Origin of the sequence: uncultured Nostoc sp., assembly GCF_964245575.1 — a bacterium.
Classification (GTDB): domain Bacteria; phylum Cyanobacteriota; class Cyanobacteriia; order Cyanobacteriales; family Nostocaceae; genus Nostoc.
The window spans coordinates 1-18371 of record NZ_CAXTNP010000163.1; the positions used below are offsets into that span (position 1 = coordinate 1).

Here is an 18371-nt window from a genome sequence, read left to right on the forward strand (position 1 = left end):
GAGCAGGGGGGCAGGGGGGCAGGGGGGAAACAGAAAATCAATCCTGTAATTCTAAGCGCCTCTATAAAACCGGAGATTTGGCACGCTATTTATCAGATGGCAACATCGAATACTTGGGGCGAATTGATAACCAAGTAAAAATACGCGGTTTCCGCATTGAGTTAAGCGAGGTTGAAGCAGTACTGAGCCAACATCGTGATGTGCAGGCATGTTGTGTCATCGCCCGCGAAGATACCCCAGGTGATAAGCGCTTAGTCGCCTACGTAGTGCCGCATCAGCACTGTATACTCTCAATCAGTGAACTGCGGCAATTCCTTAAAGCAAAGCTGCCAGAGTACATGATACCCAATGCTTTTGTGATGTTGGAGTCGTTGCCATTAACTCCTAGCGGCAAGGTAGACCGCCGCGTTCTACCCGCACCAGATTTACACAGCGAACTCAAAGACAAATATATAGCCCCGCGCACCCCAATTGAAGAAATGCTGGCACAAATTTGGGCGCAAGTGCTGAAAGTAGAGCAAGTCGGTATTCATGATAACTTCTTTGAACTTGGAGGACACTCGCTGCTAGCAACGCAACTAGTTTCACGCATCCGCAACATTTTCAAAGTGGAACTACCATTGCGTGAGTTGTTTGCTGCTGCGACAGTAGCTGAATTGGCGCATCTTATTGGGCAGTTGCAGCAACAAAACTTTGAACTAGCTTCCACGCCCATTTTACCAAGAGCAAAGAATGCAGAGCTACCACTATCTTATGCTCAACAGCGTCTGTGGTTTTTAGACCAGTTAGAGCCAAACAGTGCCATATACAACATATCTTTAGCTTTGCGTCTAGTCGGAACTCTCAATCAAACAGTCTTAGAACAAAGCTTGCATGAAATCATTGCTCGCCATGAAGCTTTACACACTAACTTCGTCATAGTTGATGGACAACCAACTCAAATTATTCACACAGAAACTGCTTGGAGGATGTCAGTCATTGATTGCGAAGGGTTATCGACAACTGAGCAAGAAATTGCTAGTCAGCAATTAGCAATCACCCAAGCTATTCAACCTTTTGACCTGGCAAGTGAAGCATTAGTCAGGGCAACATTAATTGTGCTGTCTGAGACAGAACATGTCTTGAGTGTATGTATGCACCATGTTGTCTCTGATGCCTGGTCAATGGGTGTATTTGTTCAGGAACTAGCAGCGCTGTACAATGCTTACTCTCAAGATCAGCCCTCTGGTGCGTCCGCTACGCGTAGCTTGCTTTCCGAAAGGGGTACACCCTTAGCGCCACTGCCGATTCAGTACGCAGATTTCGCCATCTGGCAAAGACAGTGGTTGCAAGGGGATGTACTACAAAGGCAATTGATTTATTGGCAGCAACAATTAAAAGATGCACCAGCTTTATTGTCGTTACCAACTGACCGACCCAGACCTGCTGTGCAGAGTTTTGCTGGGGCATATCAAAAGTTTGCACTTTCCAGGGAGCTAACTAGTGGGTTAATACAGCTAAGTCAAGAGCAAGGAGTTACCTTGTTCATGACGTTGTTAGCAGCGTTTGATACATTACTTTACCGCTATACAGGATCTGATGACATTTTGGTTGGTTCACCGATCGCAAATCGCGATCGCAGTGAAATTGAAGGACTAATTGGCTTTTTTGTCAATACCTTAGTGATGCGTACCAACTTGGCAAGCAACCCCAGTTTTAGCGAATTACTTGGTCGCGTTCGAGAAATGGCAATGGATGCTTATGCTCATCAGAATTTGCCATTTGAAATGCTAGTGGAAGCATTGCAGCCTCAACGGGATCTCAGCCATACACCACTGTTCCAGGTGATGTTTGCACTCCAGAATGCGCCCATATCTGAAGTAGAGCTTACTGGCTTAACTATCAGTTCTTTACCAGCACCAGGCACAACTTCCAAGTTTGATTTGTCTTTGTTAATGGAGAACACTGCTACTGGACTAGTGGGTGTATGGGAATATAGCACTAATTTGTTTGATGCCAGCACAATCGAGCGGATGACTGGGCATTTTGTGACGTTGCTTGAAGGTATTGTTGCTAACCCACAGCAGAAGATTTCACAGTTACCTCTGCTGACAGAAGTTGAGCAACAGCAGTTATTAGTTGAGTGGAATGATACTCAGGCGGATTATCTCCAGCATAAGTGTATCCATCAGTTGTTTGAGGAACAGGTAGAGCGTATCCCTGATACTGTAGCTGTGGTGTTTGGAAATCAACAACTGACTTATGGTGAGTTGAATAGTCGTGCTAACCAGTTGGCGCATTACCTGAAGTCTTTGGGTGTGGGAGCCGATGTGCTGGTTGGGTTGTATGTGGAGCGATCGCTAGAAACAATCGTGGGAATATTAGGTATTCTCAAGGCGGACGGTGCTTATGTGCCACTTGACCCAGACTATCCTCAAGAACGTTTGGCATATATGCTAAATGATTCACAGGTATCAGTCCTGTTGACTCAAGAGAAATTGCTGACTAGCCTACCAGAACATGGGGCACATGTACTGTGCTTAGATAAAGACTGGGAAGATATATCTACCGAAAGTAAAGACAATCTCGTTAGTGGCTTGACAACTGATAACTTAGCTTATGTCATTTACACATCAGGATCTACAGGTCAACCGAAAGGCACCTTAGTTAACCACTCAAATGTAGTTCGTCTATTTGAAGCGACAAATTCTTGGTATCACTTCAATCAAGATGATGTCTGGACAATGTTCCACTCTTACGCTTTCGATTTCTCTGTTTGGGAAATTTGGGGTGCTTTACTTTATGGTGGACGACTGGTAGTAGTGCCTTATTTAGTGACGCGATCGCCTGAGTCTTTCTTCGAGTTATTAGCTCAAGAGAAAGTCACAATTCTCAATCAAACACCTTCAGCTTTCCGTCAGTTGATTCAAGCCGAACAGTCAACGGCAACTACCGGCAATTTGAACTTACGCTTGGTTATCTTCGGTGGAGAAGCCCTAGAACTGAAGAGTTTACAGCCTTGGTTTGAGCGTCATGGCGACAAGTCACCCCAGTTAGTAAATATGTACGGGATTACAGAAACAACTGTACATGTAACTTATCGTCCATTGAGCAAAACCGATTTGAATGGCACGGCAAGTGTAATTGGTCGTCCGATTCCTGACTTACAGGTGTATGTGCTAGATGAATATCAAAAGCCAGTACCAATTGGTGTCGCAGGTGAGATGTATGTTGGTGGTGCTGGGGTAGCGCGTGGTTATCTTAATCGTTCTGAACTGACAGCACAGAGGTTTATCTCTAATCCCTTTAGCAATAACCCAAAAGCGCGACTATATAAAACAGGTGACTTAGCACGTTATTTGCCCAATGGCGAGTTGGAGTATTTAGGGCGCATCGATCAACAAGTGAAGATTCGCGGCTTCCGCATTGAGTTGGGAGAAATTGAGGCACTACTAGCGCAACACCCAGCCATCTGGGAAAGCGCGGTGCTGGTTCGGGAGGATGAACCGGGCAATAAACGTTTAGTAGCTTACGTAGTGCCGAAGACAGAACAATCTCCCACAGCCGCAGAACTACGTCGCTTCCTCAAACAAAAGCTGCCAGAGTACACGATACCAAGTGCTTTTGTGCAGTTAGAAGCTCTACCACTGACAGCAAATGGTAAGGTAGACCGTCGTGCTTTGCCTGTACCTGACACCGTAAGGCCAGAATTAGAAGATGTTTTTGTCGCACCTAGCACTCCAGAAGAGAAAATATTAGCCGCCATCTGGACTAAGGTTCTCGGTGTTGAAAAAGTAGGTATTAATGATAACTTCTTTGCTTTGGGTGGGGATTCTATCCGTAGCATTCAAGTGCTGTCTCAAGCTAAAGAACAAGGTTTGAGTTTCTCTGTGCAACAGTTATTCCAATATCAAACGATTCATGAGCTAGTCCAAGAACTGAAAACACAAGAGAATGACATCACAAAATTAGAATTAACTCAACCATTCAGTCTGATTTCTCAAGCAGACAAACAGCAGTTACCTGATGGTCTAGAGGATGCCTATCCCCTTGCTATGCTGCAAATGGGAATGATTTATCACAGTGAGTACAGCCAAGATAGTGCAGTCTATCACGATATTTTCAGTTTCTACCTTAAAACCCCTTTTGATGTTCAACTTTTAGAGGTCGCTATTCAAGATTTAGTCAATCATCACGCTGTACTGCGGACTTCATTTGAGCTTAGTAACTTTAGTATTCCGTTGCAACTGGTTCATCAGCAGGTTGAGGTTCCCTTGCAGGTGGAGGATTGGTGTGATTTGAATCATTCTGAGCAAGAAGATGCATTAGCTGCTTGGTTTGCAGCTGAAAAGAAACGGCATTTTGATTGGACTCATCCTCCCTTAGTGCGTTTCTTTGTTCATCGTCGCACCCAGGAGACATTCAATCTGGCTTTGAGCTTCCACCACGCCATTCTCGATGGATGGAGTGTTGCCTCAATGATGAGTGAATTGCTTAAGCGTTACTTGTCGCTTTTAGGCGAACCAGTCGATTATGTATCGCCACAATTCAGTATTGCGTTCCGGGATTTTGTGGCTTTAGAGCAACAAGCGATCGCTTCATCGTCAACTGGGCGATACTGGAGTGAAAGGTTAAACGACAGCACTTTCACCAAATTACCTCGCTGGTCTTTTGTGCAAACAAATACTAATGTTCGAGAAGTTGGTGTGCAAGAGGTAACTTTATCCCCCGAAATTTTTGCAGGCTTAAAACAACTGGCTCAGTCCGCAGAAGTGACACTCAAGAGTGTGTTGTTGGCTGCTCATCTGCGAGTATTAAATTTCCTCACTGGTGAGTCAGATGTAGTAACGGGTGTAGCAGCTAACGGACGACCTGAGCAAAGTGATGGTGAACGAGTCCTGGGACTATTCCTCAATACATTGCCATTCCGCCTGCAATTTGCTGGAGGCACTTGGACAGACCTAGTGAAACAAGTGTTTGCAGCAGAACGAGAAATGTTACCACACCGCCGCTATCCTTTGGCAGAAATACAGAGGAGTTTGGGTAGTGAATTTCCTCTGTTTGAAACGGCGTTTAATTTCACCCATTTCCATGTCTATGAACAGGTGCTGGAACTTGATAATTTGCAGCTGCTAGGTGGAAAGTTTTTTGAACAAACAAACTTTACTTTTCTTGCTCAATTCAGCGTCAGTCCCAACTCCTCTGAGGTAGCACTGAATTTGAAATACAATCTCTGTGAATTATGTTCCGAACAAATTAACAGGATTAGCGATTATTACCTTAGAGTTCTTGCTGCAATGGCGAACCAGCCACAAGGACGTTATGAGTTGCACTCTCTTATTTCTTTAGAGGAGCATCATCAACTTCTAGTGGAGTGGAACCAGACAGCAGTAAAATATCCCAAAGATAAATGCATTCACCAGTTGTTTGAAGCGCAAGTAGAACAAACACCCAATGCAACGGCGGTGATATTTGGGGATCAACACCTTACATATACTGAGTTAAACGCCAGAGCAAATCAACTCGCTCATTATCTACAAACCCTTAGAATAAAACCAGAAGTACTGGTTGGGTTGTGTGTGGAGCGTTCGTCGGAGACGTTGCCGGAGGCATCGCTTGAAATGATAGTGGGAATGTTGGGAATTCTCAAGGCGGGTGGGGCTTATGTACCTCTCGACCCAGAATATCCTCAAGAGCGCTTAAGCTTCATGCTCGAAGACACTGGGCTATCAGTTATATTGACTCAAGAAAAATTAGTTAGTAAGCTGGGCAATCGCCAAGCTGGTGTAATTTGCTTAGACTCAAACTGGGATATCATCAGCAAACAAGCACAACACAACCCAACTACTAGCATCAAAGCTGATAACTTAGCTTATGTAATGTACACAAGCGGTTCTACAGGTCAACCAAAAGGCGTTAGCATTGTCCATCGAGGTGTAGTTCGATTAGTCAAACAAACCAACTATGTGAGCATTTCTGCTCAAGATGTGATTGCACAAGCCTCAAATTACGCCTTTGACGCTGCAACATTTGAAATTTGGGGTGCGCTACTGAACGGAGCGCAGTTGGTAGGGGTGAGTAAAGATTTGGCACTTTCGCCACAAGACTTTGCAGCCTTTATTCGAGCGCAAGGTATCAGTGTGTTATTCTTGACAACTGCTTTGTTCAATCAAATTGCTCAAGAAGCCCCCTCTGCTTTCAATACAGTGGGGCATCTTCTATTTGGAGGAGAAGCGGTCGATCCTAAATGGGTCAAAGAAGTACTGAAAAATGGTGCGCCACATCGATTACTGCACGTTTATGGGCCAACAGAGAATACAACATTTACTTCCTGGTACTTGGTGCAGGAAGTAAGCGAAGGCGCTACGACTATTCCCATCGGGCAGCCAATTTCCAACACGCAAATCTATGTGTTAGATTCTCAACTACAGCCAGTGGGTGTTGGTCTACCCGGAGAAGTATACCTTGGGGGAGATGGTCTAGCAAGGGAGTACTTTAACCGACCAGAGTTAACACAACAGAAATTTATTCCCAATCCCTTTAGTTCTGACGATCATTCGCGCCTCTATAAAACTGGGGATAAAGCACGTTATTTACCAAATGGTAATATTGAATACTTGGGACGTATTGATAACCAAGTTAAAATACGCGGTTTTCGGATTGAGCTAGGCGAAATTGAAGCAATCCTGAGCCAACATGGTGATGTGCAGGCATCTTGCGTCATCCCCCGCGAAGATACCCCTGGTGATAAACGCTTAATTGCTTATGTAGTGCCACATCATGGCTGTACACCCACAATCAGCAAACTGCGGCAATACCTGAAAGCAAAACTCCCAGACTACATGGTGCCAAATGCTTTTGTGATATTGGAGTCGTTGCCGCTAACTCATAACGGCAAAGTAGACCGCCGTGCTTTGCCCGCACTGGATTTATATAATGAAAGTTCAGACAAATATATGGCCCCGCGTACACCAGTCGAAGAAACACTGGCACAGATGTGGTCACAAATGCTGGGATTGGAAAAAGTAGGAATTCATGATAACTTCTTTGAACTAGGCGGACACTCGCTACTCGCAACACAAGTGGTTTCACGCATCCGCGATCGCTTCAAAGTCCAACTCCCTTTACCAGAATTTTTCAAGGCTGCAACAATAGCTGAACTAGCGCAATCTATCGGGAAGTTACAGCAACAAAACTCAAACCTAACTGTTCCACGCATTCTACCAAGGAGCAAGAGATGATGAATGAAGAATTACCCCTATCTTATGCTCAACAGCGCTTGTGGTTTTTAGACCAGTTAGAGCCGAACAGTGCTTTATATAACATACCCATAGCTTTGCGTCTATTAGGCAATCTCAATCAGGCTGCCTTGGAACAAAGTTTGCAAGAAATTATTCATCGCCATGAAGCATTACGCACCAACTTCATCACCGTTGATGGAAAACCTTCTCAAATTATTCACACAGAAACGAATTGGACAGTATCAGTTCTTGAATGGCAACATCTCTCACCAGCCGAACAAGAAATCGCTACACAGCAATTAGCGCAAGAACAAGCACTTCTTTCGTTTGACCTGGCAAATGAAGTATTAATCAGGGCGACATTAGTACTGCTGTCCCAGACAGAACACATCTTGTTAGTGTGTATGCACCACATTGTCTCTGATGGTTGGTCGATGGGTGTGTTTATCCAAGAATTAGCAGCACTGTACAAGGCTTATTCTCAAGGTGAGCCGTCACCTTTAGCACCACTGCCGATTCAATATGCAGATTTTGCCCTATGGCAAAGGGAGTGGTTGCAAGGAGATGTACTGCAAACTCAATTAAGTTACTGGCAACAACAATTAAAAGATACACCAGCCTTGTTGTCGTTACCCACAGACCGGCCAAGACCTGCTGTACAGACTTTCGCTGGTGCAACTCAAGAATTTAAACTCTCAGTTGAGTTGACTAATAGACTGACAAAACTGAGCCAGGAGCAAGGCTGTACCCTCTTTATGACGCTTTTGGCAGCTTATCATACCCTACTTTACCGCTACACAGGTGTGGCAGATATTTTGGTGGGGACACCAATTGCAAACCGCGATCACAGTGAAATTGAGGGGTTAATTGGCTTCTTTGTCAATACCTTAGTCATGCGTGCTGACTTATCAGGCAACCCCTCTTTTAGCCAATTACTCTCTCACGTTCGGGAAATAGCTCTAGGAGCCTATGTTCATCAGGAATTGCCTTTTGAGATGCTGGTGGAAACATTGCACCCAGAACGGAATCTGAGCCATACGCCACTTTTCCAAGTAATGTTTGCACTCCAGAATGCGCCTATGTCTCAAGTAGAGCTTGCTGGCTTAACTATCAGTTCTTTACGAGCAGAAAGGGCAACTGCTAAGTTTGATTTGAGTTTATCAATGCACAACTCTACTAATTTTGCTGAGGCTTCGCCAACGACTAGGCTCAGTACAGGTGCTGGATTAGTGGGTGTATGGGAGTATAGCACTGACTTATTTGATAGCAGCACAATTGAGCGGATGACTGGGCATTTTGTGACCTTGCTGGAAGGGATTGTTGCTAATCCAGAGGAGCGGATTTCACAATTGCCAATGCTTACACAAGTTGAACAGCATCAGTTATTAGTTGAATGGAACTCGACTCAAGCAGAATATCCTTTTGATAAGTGTATCCATGAGTTGTTTGAGGAGCAGTGTTTGAGTACCCCGGATACAGTAGCAGTTATTTTTGACAATCAACAACTGACTTACCAGCAATTGAACTGTCGCGCTAACCATTTGGCGCATTACTTGCAATCTTTAGGTGTAAAACCAGATACATTGGTGGGTATTTGTGTAGAGCGATCGCTCTTAATGGTCGTGGGACTACTAGGTATTCTTAAGGCGGGTGGGGCGTACCTGCCACTTGACCCAGATTATCCTCAAGAACGCTTGAGTTTTATGCTAGAAGATGCTCAAGTTCCAGTCCTACTGACCCAACAACAACTCTTTGAGAAGTTGCCTCAGAATCAAGCGCAGATTATATGTTTAGATACTGACTTGCAGTTTATTTCTCAGTCAAGTCCAGACAATCTAATCACTACTGTGCAAGCAGCTAACTTGGCCTATGTGATTTATACCTCTGGTTCTACAGGTCAGCCTAAGGGAGTGATGCTTTCTCACCGCAACATTTGCAACCATATGTTCTGGATGCAAGCAACATTCCCTCTAACTGAAAAAGACAAAGTGCTACAAAAAACTCCCTTTAGCTTTGATGCCTCGGTTTGGGAATTCTACGCTCCTTTGTTAGTAGGTGGACAGTTGCTATTAGCTCAACCCGGAGGTCATGCTGATACTGCTTACCTGTTAAAGTTAATTGCCCAAGAGCAGGTCACTACTGTTCAATTTGTACCATCTTTGTTACAAATACTTATAGAACAAGGAGGACTCGAAACTTGTCATTCCCTTAAACAAATCTTCTGCGGAGGTGAAGCCTTACCAGTTGCTCTGCAAGAGAACGTGTTAAGTAATCTCAATGTGAACTTGCACAATCTCTACGGGCCGACAGAAGCTTGTATTGATGCAACCTTCTGGACTTGCAAACAAGGAATTGAACGACAAGTTGTTCCCATCGGTCGCGCGATCGCCAACACGCAAATCTACATCTTAGATGAATATCTGCAACCAGTACCCGTGGGTGTACCAGGAGAATTGCACATTGGTGGTGCAGGGATAGCAAGAGGCTACCTCAACCGTCCAGAGTTGACAAAAGAAAAATTCATCCTTAACCCTTTTAGCGATGAACTAGATTCCCGCTTTTATAAAACTGGTGATTTAGTACGTTATTTACCGGATGGCACAATTGAATACCTGGGACGTATTGACAACCAAGTAAAAATACGCGGTTTCCGTATCGAGTTGGGAGAAATTGAAGCACGGTTGAGCCAATATGAGGATGTGCAGGCATGTTGTGTCATTGCACGTGAAGACACGACTGGGGATAAACGCTTACTCGCCTACGTAGTGCCGCATCTAAGACAAACTCCTACAGTCAGCCAGTTACGCTCTTTTCTCTCTGGTCAACTGCCACAGTACATGATGCCTCATGCTTTTGTGATGCTGGAGTCCCTACCTCTTTTGCCCAACGGCAAGGTAGACCGCCGCGCATTGCCTGAACCAGACTTTCGTGGAGAACTAGAAGTCAGTTTTGTAGGCCCACGCACCCCCATTGAAGAAACGCTAGCGCAGATTTGGGCAGAAGTTCTGAGACTAGAGCAAGTGGGCATACATGATAACTTCTTTGAACTTGGCGGAGATTCTATTCTCAGTATTCAAATTATCAGCAGAGCCAAGCAAACAGGATTGCATCTGACTCTCAAGCAATTATTTGCACATCAAACAATTGCAGAATTAGCGACAGTGGAAAACATAGCAAGTGTTATCCACATAGAACAAGGATTAGTCACAGGGACATTACCTCTAACACCAATTCAACACTATTTCTTTGAGCAAAATTTACAACAGCCGCACCACTTTAATCAATCATTTCTGCTTTCAGTACCATCTGACCTCAAGGCAGAGTTATTAAAGCAAGTATTGCAGCAATTGCTAGTACATCACGATGCTCTGCGCCTACGTTTTACACAATCTGAGTCCACTTGGCAGCAGATTCACTCTGGTGTTACTAATAGCTTTGCCTTCTCTCACATAGACTTATCGGCACTTCCAGAAAGTGAACAACAAACTGCTATTGAAACTAAAGCGGCTTGCTTTCAGGCGAGTTTGAATCTGTCAGAAAATCTAGTGCAAGTCGCCTTTTTCCATCTGGGTATTGACAAAAGAGCGCGACTACTAATAGTCATCCATCACTTGGTAGTTGATGGTGTTTCTTGGCGGATTTTATTAGAGGATTTACAAACAGCTTACCAGCAACTTGCTCAAGGTAAAGCCATTGCCCTGACTGCTAAAACAACTTCTTTCAAGGATTGGTCTGACAAATTAACAGCTTATGCACAATCACAAGCCCTCAAATCTGAAGTGGCTTATTGGCTGAATGAATCTCGCACCGCAGTTCCTCCCATTCCAGTTGACTATACACAAGGGGCGAATACTGTTGAAGGAGCCAGTACAGTATCAGTGTCATTAAATGAGATCGAAACTCGTGCCTTACTGCAAGACGTGCCAAAGGCTTACAACACTCAGATTAATGATGTGCTACTGACTGCCTTGGTGCTGGTTTTGGCAAAATGGACTAACTCAAGCTCTGTGCTGTTCAACTTAGAAGGTCATGGGCGGGAAGATATTGTTGATGGTGTTGATTTATCACGCACTATCGGTTGGTTTACAACCATTTTCCCTGTACTTGTGGAACTCCAAACAACAGAAAATCCAGCAGATGCCTTAAAATCTGTCAAAGAACAACTGCGTGCTATTCCCAACAAAGGAATTGGCTACGGCTTATTGCGCTATCTGAGTCAGGATTCAGAAATTGCTGCTCAACTTCAAGCATTTGGGCAACCAGAAATCAGTTTTAATTATTTGGGTCAATTCGATCAACTTCTCAATACATCTTCTTGGATGCAGCTGGCTAGTGAGTCTGCTGGACAAAGCCAAAGTTTGCAGAACAACCGCGCTCATTTATTAGACATTAACAGCATTATTGCTGGAGAACGGTTGCAAATAGAGTGGATTTACAGCAACAATGTCCACCAGCACGCTACGATCGCAACTCTGGCGCAAGATTTTGTCAAAACATTGCAAGGGTTGATTGCTCATTGTTCATCACCTGAGAGTGGAGGTTATACACCTTCAGATTTTTCGTTAGCCAAACTCAACCAGCTACAACTAGACCAACTGTTGGCAAGTTTAGGCAAAACTAACTCCAAGAATATTGAAGATATTTATCCACTTTCTCCCATGCAACAGGGGATGCTGTTTGAAAGTTTGTATGCTCCAGACTCAGGAGTATATTTTGAGCAGTTGAGTTGCACTTTGACAGGTAAGTTGAACGTGGCAGCTTTTGAGCAAGCTTGGCAGCAAGTGGTAGCACAGCATTCAATCTTGCGGACTGCTTTTGCTTGGGAGCAATTGGCCCAGCCACTTCAAATCGTGTATCGGCAGGTGGATGTTAACCTCAACAGACATGATTGGCAACGGCTATCTGCACAAGATCAGCAACAGCAATTAGACCTTTTCTTGCATTCACAGCGACAACAGGGTTTCCAACTCTCTCTTGCACCACTGATGCACCTGGCCCTGATTCAATTGAGTGCAGATACTTATGAATTCGTTTGGAATTCTCATCACTTATTGCTTGATGGCTGGTCAATACCTTTGGTTTTCAAAGACCTATTGTATTTTTATCAAGCAATTTTTCAGGGTGAAACTAAGACAGTTCAACCAAACCAAAGTTACCGCAACTATATTGCTTGGCTACAAAAACAAGACTTAGCCCTAGCTGAACAATTCTGGAAGGAAAAACTCCAAGGTTTTACTGCACCCACTCCTTTGAGTGTCGATAAACCATCGTTAAACCGAAAACAGTTAAATTCTAGCTATAGTGAACAACAAATCCAACTGACAGTGCAATCAACAGCAACCCTACAAAGTTTTGCACGACAACATCAACTGACGATAAATAATCTAGTGCAGGCAACTTGGGCAATACTTCTGTGTCGCTACAACCAAGAAACAGATGTAGTTTTTGGTGCTACTGTGTCCGGTCGTCCGCCATCTCTTGTCGGTATCGAATCGATGGTAGGAATATTTATCAACACTTTGCCAGTGCGAGTTCAAGTTGCAGATGATACCCAAGTACTGGCTTTGTTGAAGGATTTACAAACACTAGCCTTTGAGTCGGAGCAATACTCATATAGTTCATTGGTGGAGATTCAGGGCTGGAGTGAAGTCCCCAGAGGTACGTCTTTATTCGAGAGCATTGTCGTCTTCGAGAATTATCCAGTTGATGCGGCAGTGCAAGAACACAATCACAGTTTCTCCATAAACAATATTCACAGCATTGAACAAACCAATTATCCTCTGACTGTAGTTGCCGCTCCTGGTAAGCAATTGTTAGTGAAGATTAGCTACGATACTAGCCGATTTGATGACGCGGCGATCGCTCGAATGTTAGGACATTTTCAAACATTGCTTGAGGGAATTGTTACTAATCCACAGCAGCACCTAGCGCAATTGCCTCTGCTGACAGCAACTGAGGAACAGCAGTTATTAGTGGAGTGGAACAACACTCAAGTTGATTATCTTCAAAATAAGTGTAAGTGTATCCATCAGTTGTTTGAGGAACAAGTAGAGCGTAGCCCAGATGCTGTAGCAGTTGTGTTTGAAAATCAACAACTGACTTACTACCAGTTGAATGCCAAAGCAAATCAGTTGGCGCACTACTTGCGCTCTTTGGGTGTAGGAGCCGATGTGTTGGTGGGTATTTGTGTCGAGCGATCGCTCTTAATGGTCGTAGGACTATTGGGGATTCTTAAAGCGGGTGGGGCTTACGTGCCACTTGACACAAACTATCCTCAAGAACGCCTTAGTTTCATGTTAGAAGATGCGGCTGTTTCGATATTGTTGACTCAACAGCAACTCGTTGAGAGACTACCTGAGCATCAAGCAAAACTTGTCTGTTTGGATACTAACTGGCAACTAATTTCTCAGTTTAGCCAGGACAATTTCATCTCTGATGTGCAAGCAACTAACTTAGGTTATGTGATTTACACCTCTGGTTCTACAGGTAAACCTAAAGGTGTAGCCATGAGTCAACTTGCTCTTTGCAATTTGATCCTGTGGCAACTGGAAAATATGAAAATTTCTAGTGGAGCAAAAACTCTGCAATTTTCTCCTATCAGCTTTGATGTCTCCTTTCATGAAATGTTCTCTAGTTGGTTTTCGGGAGGTACATTGCTCTTGATTACGGAGGAATTGCGCCGAGATCCAGTGGCTTTGTTAGCTTTGATGGAAAACAAAGCGGTTGAGAGATTGTTTATTCCCTTTGTTGGCTTACAACAACTAGCTGAAGTCGCTGTTGGCGGTGAATTATTTACTAGTAATTTGCGGGAAATCATTACTGCTGGGGAACAGTTGCAAATTACTCCCGTCATTTCTCATTGGTTAAGCAAACTAACTGATGATTGTACTTTGCACAATCATTATGGGCCATCAGAAAGCCATGTAGTCACCACTTTTACTCTGACTAATTCAGTAGAGACTTGGCCGCTACTTCCTCCCATTGGACGACCAATTGCCAATACACAGATATACATCTTAGATAAATATCTACAGCCTGTACCTATCGGTGTAGCAGGAGAATTATACATTGGTGGTGTCCCTTTAGCGCGAGGCTACCTCAACCGACCTGAATTAACTCTTGAGAGATTTATCCCCAATCCTTTTGAGAAGGCAGGAGGCAGAGGGCAGGAAGCAGAAGGGAGTAAATTATATAAAACCGGGGATTTAGCACGCTATTTACCGGATAGAAATATTGAATACTTAGGACGCATCGACAATCAGGTTAAGGTGCGAGGCTTCCGGATCGAATTGGGAGAAGTAGAGGCAGTATTGAGCCAACATAGCGATGTGGAGGGATGTTGTGTCATCGCCCGCGAGGACGCTTCCGGTGATAAACGTTTAGTTGCCTACGTGGTAGTACATCAGGACTGTACACCGAGAATTAGCGAACTGCGCCAATACCTCAAAGCAAAGCTGCCAGAGTATATGGTACCCAATGCTTTTGTGATGTTGGAGTCGTTGCCCCTAACTCCTAGCGGCAAAGTAGACCGCCGCGCATTGAAAGTACTTGATTTAAATAGCAGTGACTCAGACAAATTTGTTGCACCACGTAACCAATTTGAACTGCAATTAGCGCAAATCTGGTCAAGAATTTTGAAAGTTGACAGGGTGGGAGTACAAGATAACTTTTTTGATCTCGGTGGTCATTCCCTTTTAACTCCTTACTTAATGGCTCAAATTAAACAGCAGTTTGGTAAAGATGTTCCTATAGCCAGCCTTTACCAAAATCCAACTATTGAACAGTTGGCAACTATTGTGCAAGCGGATTCGGATTCCTCAGTTTGGTCTTCCTTAGTAGCAATTCAGCCGAACGGTTCTAAGCCACCTTTGTTTTGCCTTCCAGGGGCTGCTGGTACTCCTTTCTACTTATATGACTTAGCCCGTTGTCTAGGTTCAGACCAACCATTTTACAGTTTCCAAGCAAATAGTCTTTCTGGAGGATCAGCAGCCCTTACCCAAGTTGAGGATATGGCAGCCCAGTACATTCAAGAACTAGAGGTTGTTCAACCGCAAGGTCCTTATTTTTTGGCAGGACATTCTTTTGGCGGTAAATTAGCCTTTGAAATGGTGCAGCAGTTACTTCGCAAAGGACATAAGGTTGCTTTAGTTACCATTCTTGATACTACAGCACCTTTTTATCAGGAAAAGCCAGAAGGATTTGATTGGGATAATGCGAAATGGCTAGCTCAATTGGCAGGTGCAATCGAAATTATTTACGCAAAAAAACTAGATATTTCTGACGATATTCTTCAATGTTTGGTTTGGGAAGATCAACTCAAATACGTTCTAGAACGATTAAAAAATGTTGATATATTACCTGCCGACGATGAAATTATCCAGCTTAATAATATGGTGCAATTACTCAAAACTAACTCTCTAGTTAATTATGTGCCACAACAGGTTTATCCAATCCGAATTACCTTGTTGCGAGCCAGCGAAACTTCCGTAGTCGAGGAGTCTAATAGTGAAGTAATTTCTGAGATTTTACAGGATTCAACCTGGGGCTGGAGCAAGTTTTCTACCGAGCCGGTGGATATCCATTTTGTCCCAGGCAACCATGTCACGATGATGACTCAACCCCATGTTCAGGTCTTAGCCGAACGGTTGAAAGCTTGTATCGAAGAAGCCACAGGGAACTACAGGTGACGGGGTATGAACCTTCTTTTGATAATCAGATTCTGCTCATAAGGAGAATTTATTTGTGAAAGAGCGATCGCCTGACTCAGTGTTAATCAACACAAGTTTCTATTAGTAATTAGTTGATTTTAAACATCAAAATAATAGTTATGTTCTCTACCAATTATAAGGAAAAAATCATGAAATTAAACCAAGAGCAAATAGAATATTACAAAGGAAACGGGCTACTTTTTATTCCAGAGCTTTTCTCAACAAAAGAAGTTGAGGCAATGCACGCTGCTGTTAAAGATTTGATAGTAAGAGATATACCAGGACGGATTTTAGAAAAAGATAACAAAACAGTGCGCGCTCTTCATGGATGCCACGCCACCACGGAAATTTTCGATTCCTTGACTCGACACCCTAGCCTCCTAACATCTGCTTGTGAAATTCTCAATAGCGATGTATATGTCTACCAATTTCAAATCAACTTTAAAGCAGCTTTTGGAGGAGATATATGGCCGTGGCATCAAGACTTTGTATTTTGGGATCAAGAAGATGGTATGCCATCCCCTAAAGCATTGAATGTTGCTGTTTTCTTGGATGAATGTAATGAGTTTAACGGGCCTATGTATTTCATTCCAGGTTCTCACAAAGAGAGCCTTGTTCACTTAGGACAAACAGAGTCATCTGAAGTTAATCACCAAAAAAATGACTGGAAGTCTAATGTTAGTGCTGCTCTTAAATACTCTCTTGGAAAAGAAACAATCGCCAAACTAGCTACTGAAAAAGGTATCGTTGCACCAAAAGGCACTTTAGGCTCTGTCCTTTTCTTTCACTGTAATTTAGTACACGGATCAGCACCCAACATTTCTCCCTACGATCACAGGCTCCTAATTATCACTTATAATAGCGTCAACAATATACCAAGCTTTAAGGGGCAACCCAGGCCAGAATTCTTGGTGAGCCGCAACCACACACCACTACAGCCTCTATTCAACAAAGTTCTGATTTAGCCTGCATCCTCTAGATAATGCGATCGCCTAAACCTAAAAATGGATGAAGTCGAGCTAGCACAAGTAAACATCTAATTGCAAACATGGTTCTGAGTATCGAGTGCTATATGTAATTTCTCACTCGGTACTTATTACTTGTTATTCAGCACTAAAAAGTATTAAATCTGATTATAAAAGATTTCAATTTATTTCTAAAATATGCCTACCCAAGTTGTTCAACCTCAACCCTTAACGAATACTTTTTCTAGTTTTACTCGATTTTGGAAGAATGTACAGGCGATCGCAGGGCCTTACTGGTATCCAACAAAACCAGGGGAAAGAGCATTTTCAGATGTGATTCGTGCATGGGGAATGCTTATTCTCCTGATATTATTAATAATTGCACTTGTAGGTATAACTGCTTTTAATAGTTTCGTTAATCGTTATTTGATCGATATCATTATTCAAGAAAAAGATTATTCTAAGTTCATTAACATAGTGTGGCTTTATGCTGTTGGGCTTGTCTCCGTAACCCTCTTAGTTGGATTCTCTAAATTTCTTAGAAAAAAAATTGCTCTTGATTGGTACCAATGGCTCAATAATCATATTTTAGATAAATATTTGACCAATCGTGCTTATTATAAAATTAATTTTAAAGCTGATATTGATAACCCAGATCAACGTTTATCCCAAGAAATTGAACCTCTTCCTAGTAATGCTCTCAGTTTTTCAGCTACTTTCCTAGAAAAAGTACTGCAAATGGCGACTTTTTTAATAATCCTCTGGTCAATTTTTCCAAAGGTTGCTATTGCTTTGCTGGTTTATACGATTATAGGCAATTTGATTGCCGTTTACTTGAATCAAGAACTAAATAAAATTAATCAAGAGGAACTTGAATCTAAAGCCGACTACAATTATGCACTGACTCATGTTCGCAATCATGCCGAATCGATAGCTTTTTTTCGAGGAGAAAACCAAGAATCAAATATCATTCAACGAAGATTTAGTAATATCCTAAAAAGTGCAATACGCAAAATTAATTGGGAGAGAAATAACGAAATTTTTAACAGAGGGTATCAGTCTGCTATCGAATTTTTTACGTTGTTATTACTCGCACCTTTATATATTAGTAATGAAATTGATTTTGGACAAGTTGGACAAGCTACTTTAGCTAGCTATCTGTTTGCTACTGCTTTGGGAGAATTAATAAGTGAATTTGCTATTTCTGGAAATTTTTCTAGTTACGTTGAGCGTTTAACTGAGTTTTCAGATGCGTTAGAAGAAGTAACTAAACAACCTGAAAATGTAAGTACTATTAAAACAATAGAAGAAAACTACTTTGCTTTTGAGAATGTCACCTTACAAACACCAGACTATCAGCAGGTGATCGTCGAAGATTTGTCACTTTCTGTTCAACGTGGAGAAGGTCTATTGATTGTTGGCCCTAGGGCGTGTTTTCAAACTATAACCACAACAAAATGGAGGCGATCGTAATCATA

The 18371-nt window shown here is 42.9% G+C and carries 1 protein-coding gene and 3 pseudogenes; all 4 read left to right on the forward strand.

Annotation, left to right across the window (positions count from 1 at the left end; all coding sequences use genetic code 11):
* A pseudogene (locus ACFFAP_RS23475) lies at positions 1–15091 on the forward strand (non-ribosomal peptide synthase/polyketide synthase); the annotation flags it as partial.
* A 51-nt stretch (positions 15092–15142) separates the two neighbouring features.
* Positions 15143–15907, forward strand: a pseudogene (locus ACFFAP_RS23480) (thioesterase domain-containing protein); the annotation flags it as partial.
* A gap of 170 nt (positions 15908–16077) precedes the next feature.
* Positions 16078–16893: a phytanoyl-CoA dioxygenase family protein gene (locus tag ACFFAP_RS23485; protein ID WP_375513485.1), complete on the forward strand. Its 816-nt coding sequence runs from the start codon at positions 16078–16080 to the stop codon at positions 16891–16893.
* A 198-nt stretch (positions 16894–17091) separates the two neighbouring features.
* Positions 17092–18318 (forward strand): annotated as a pseudogene (locus ACFFAP_RS23490) (ABC transporter ATP-binding protein/permease); the annotation flags it as partial.
* Between the last annotated feature and the right edge of the window lie 53 nt (positions 18319–18371).

What these genes read in the sequence shown, in the direction of transcription:
- ACFFAP_RS23485 (WP_375513485.1), top strand. Translation starts at nt 16,078, where the DNA reads ATGAAATTAAACCAAGAGCAAATAGAATATTACAAAGGAAACGGGCTA.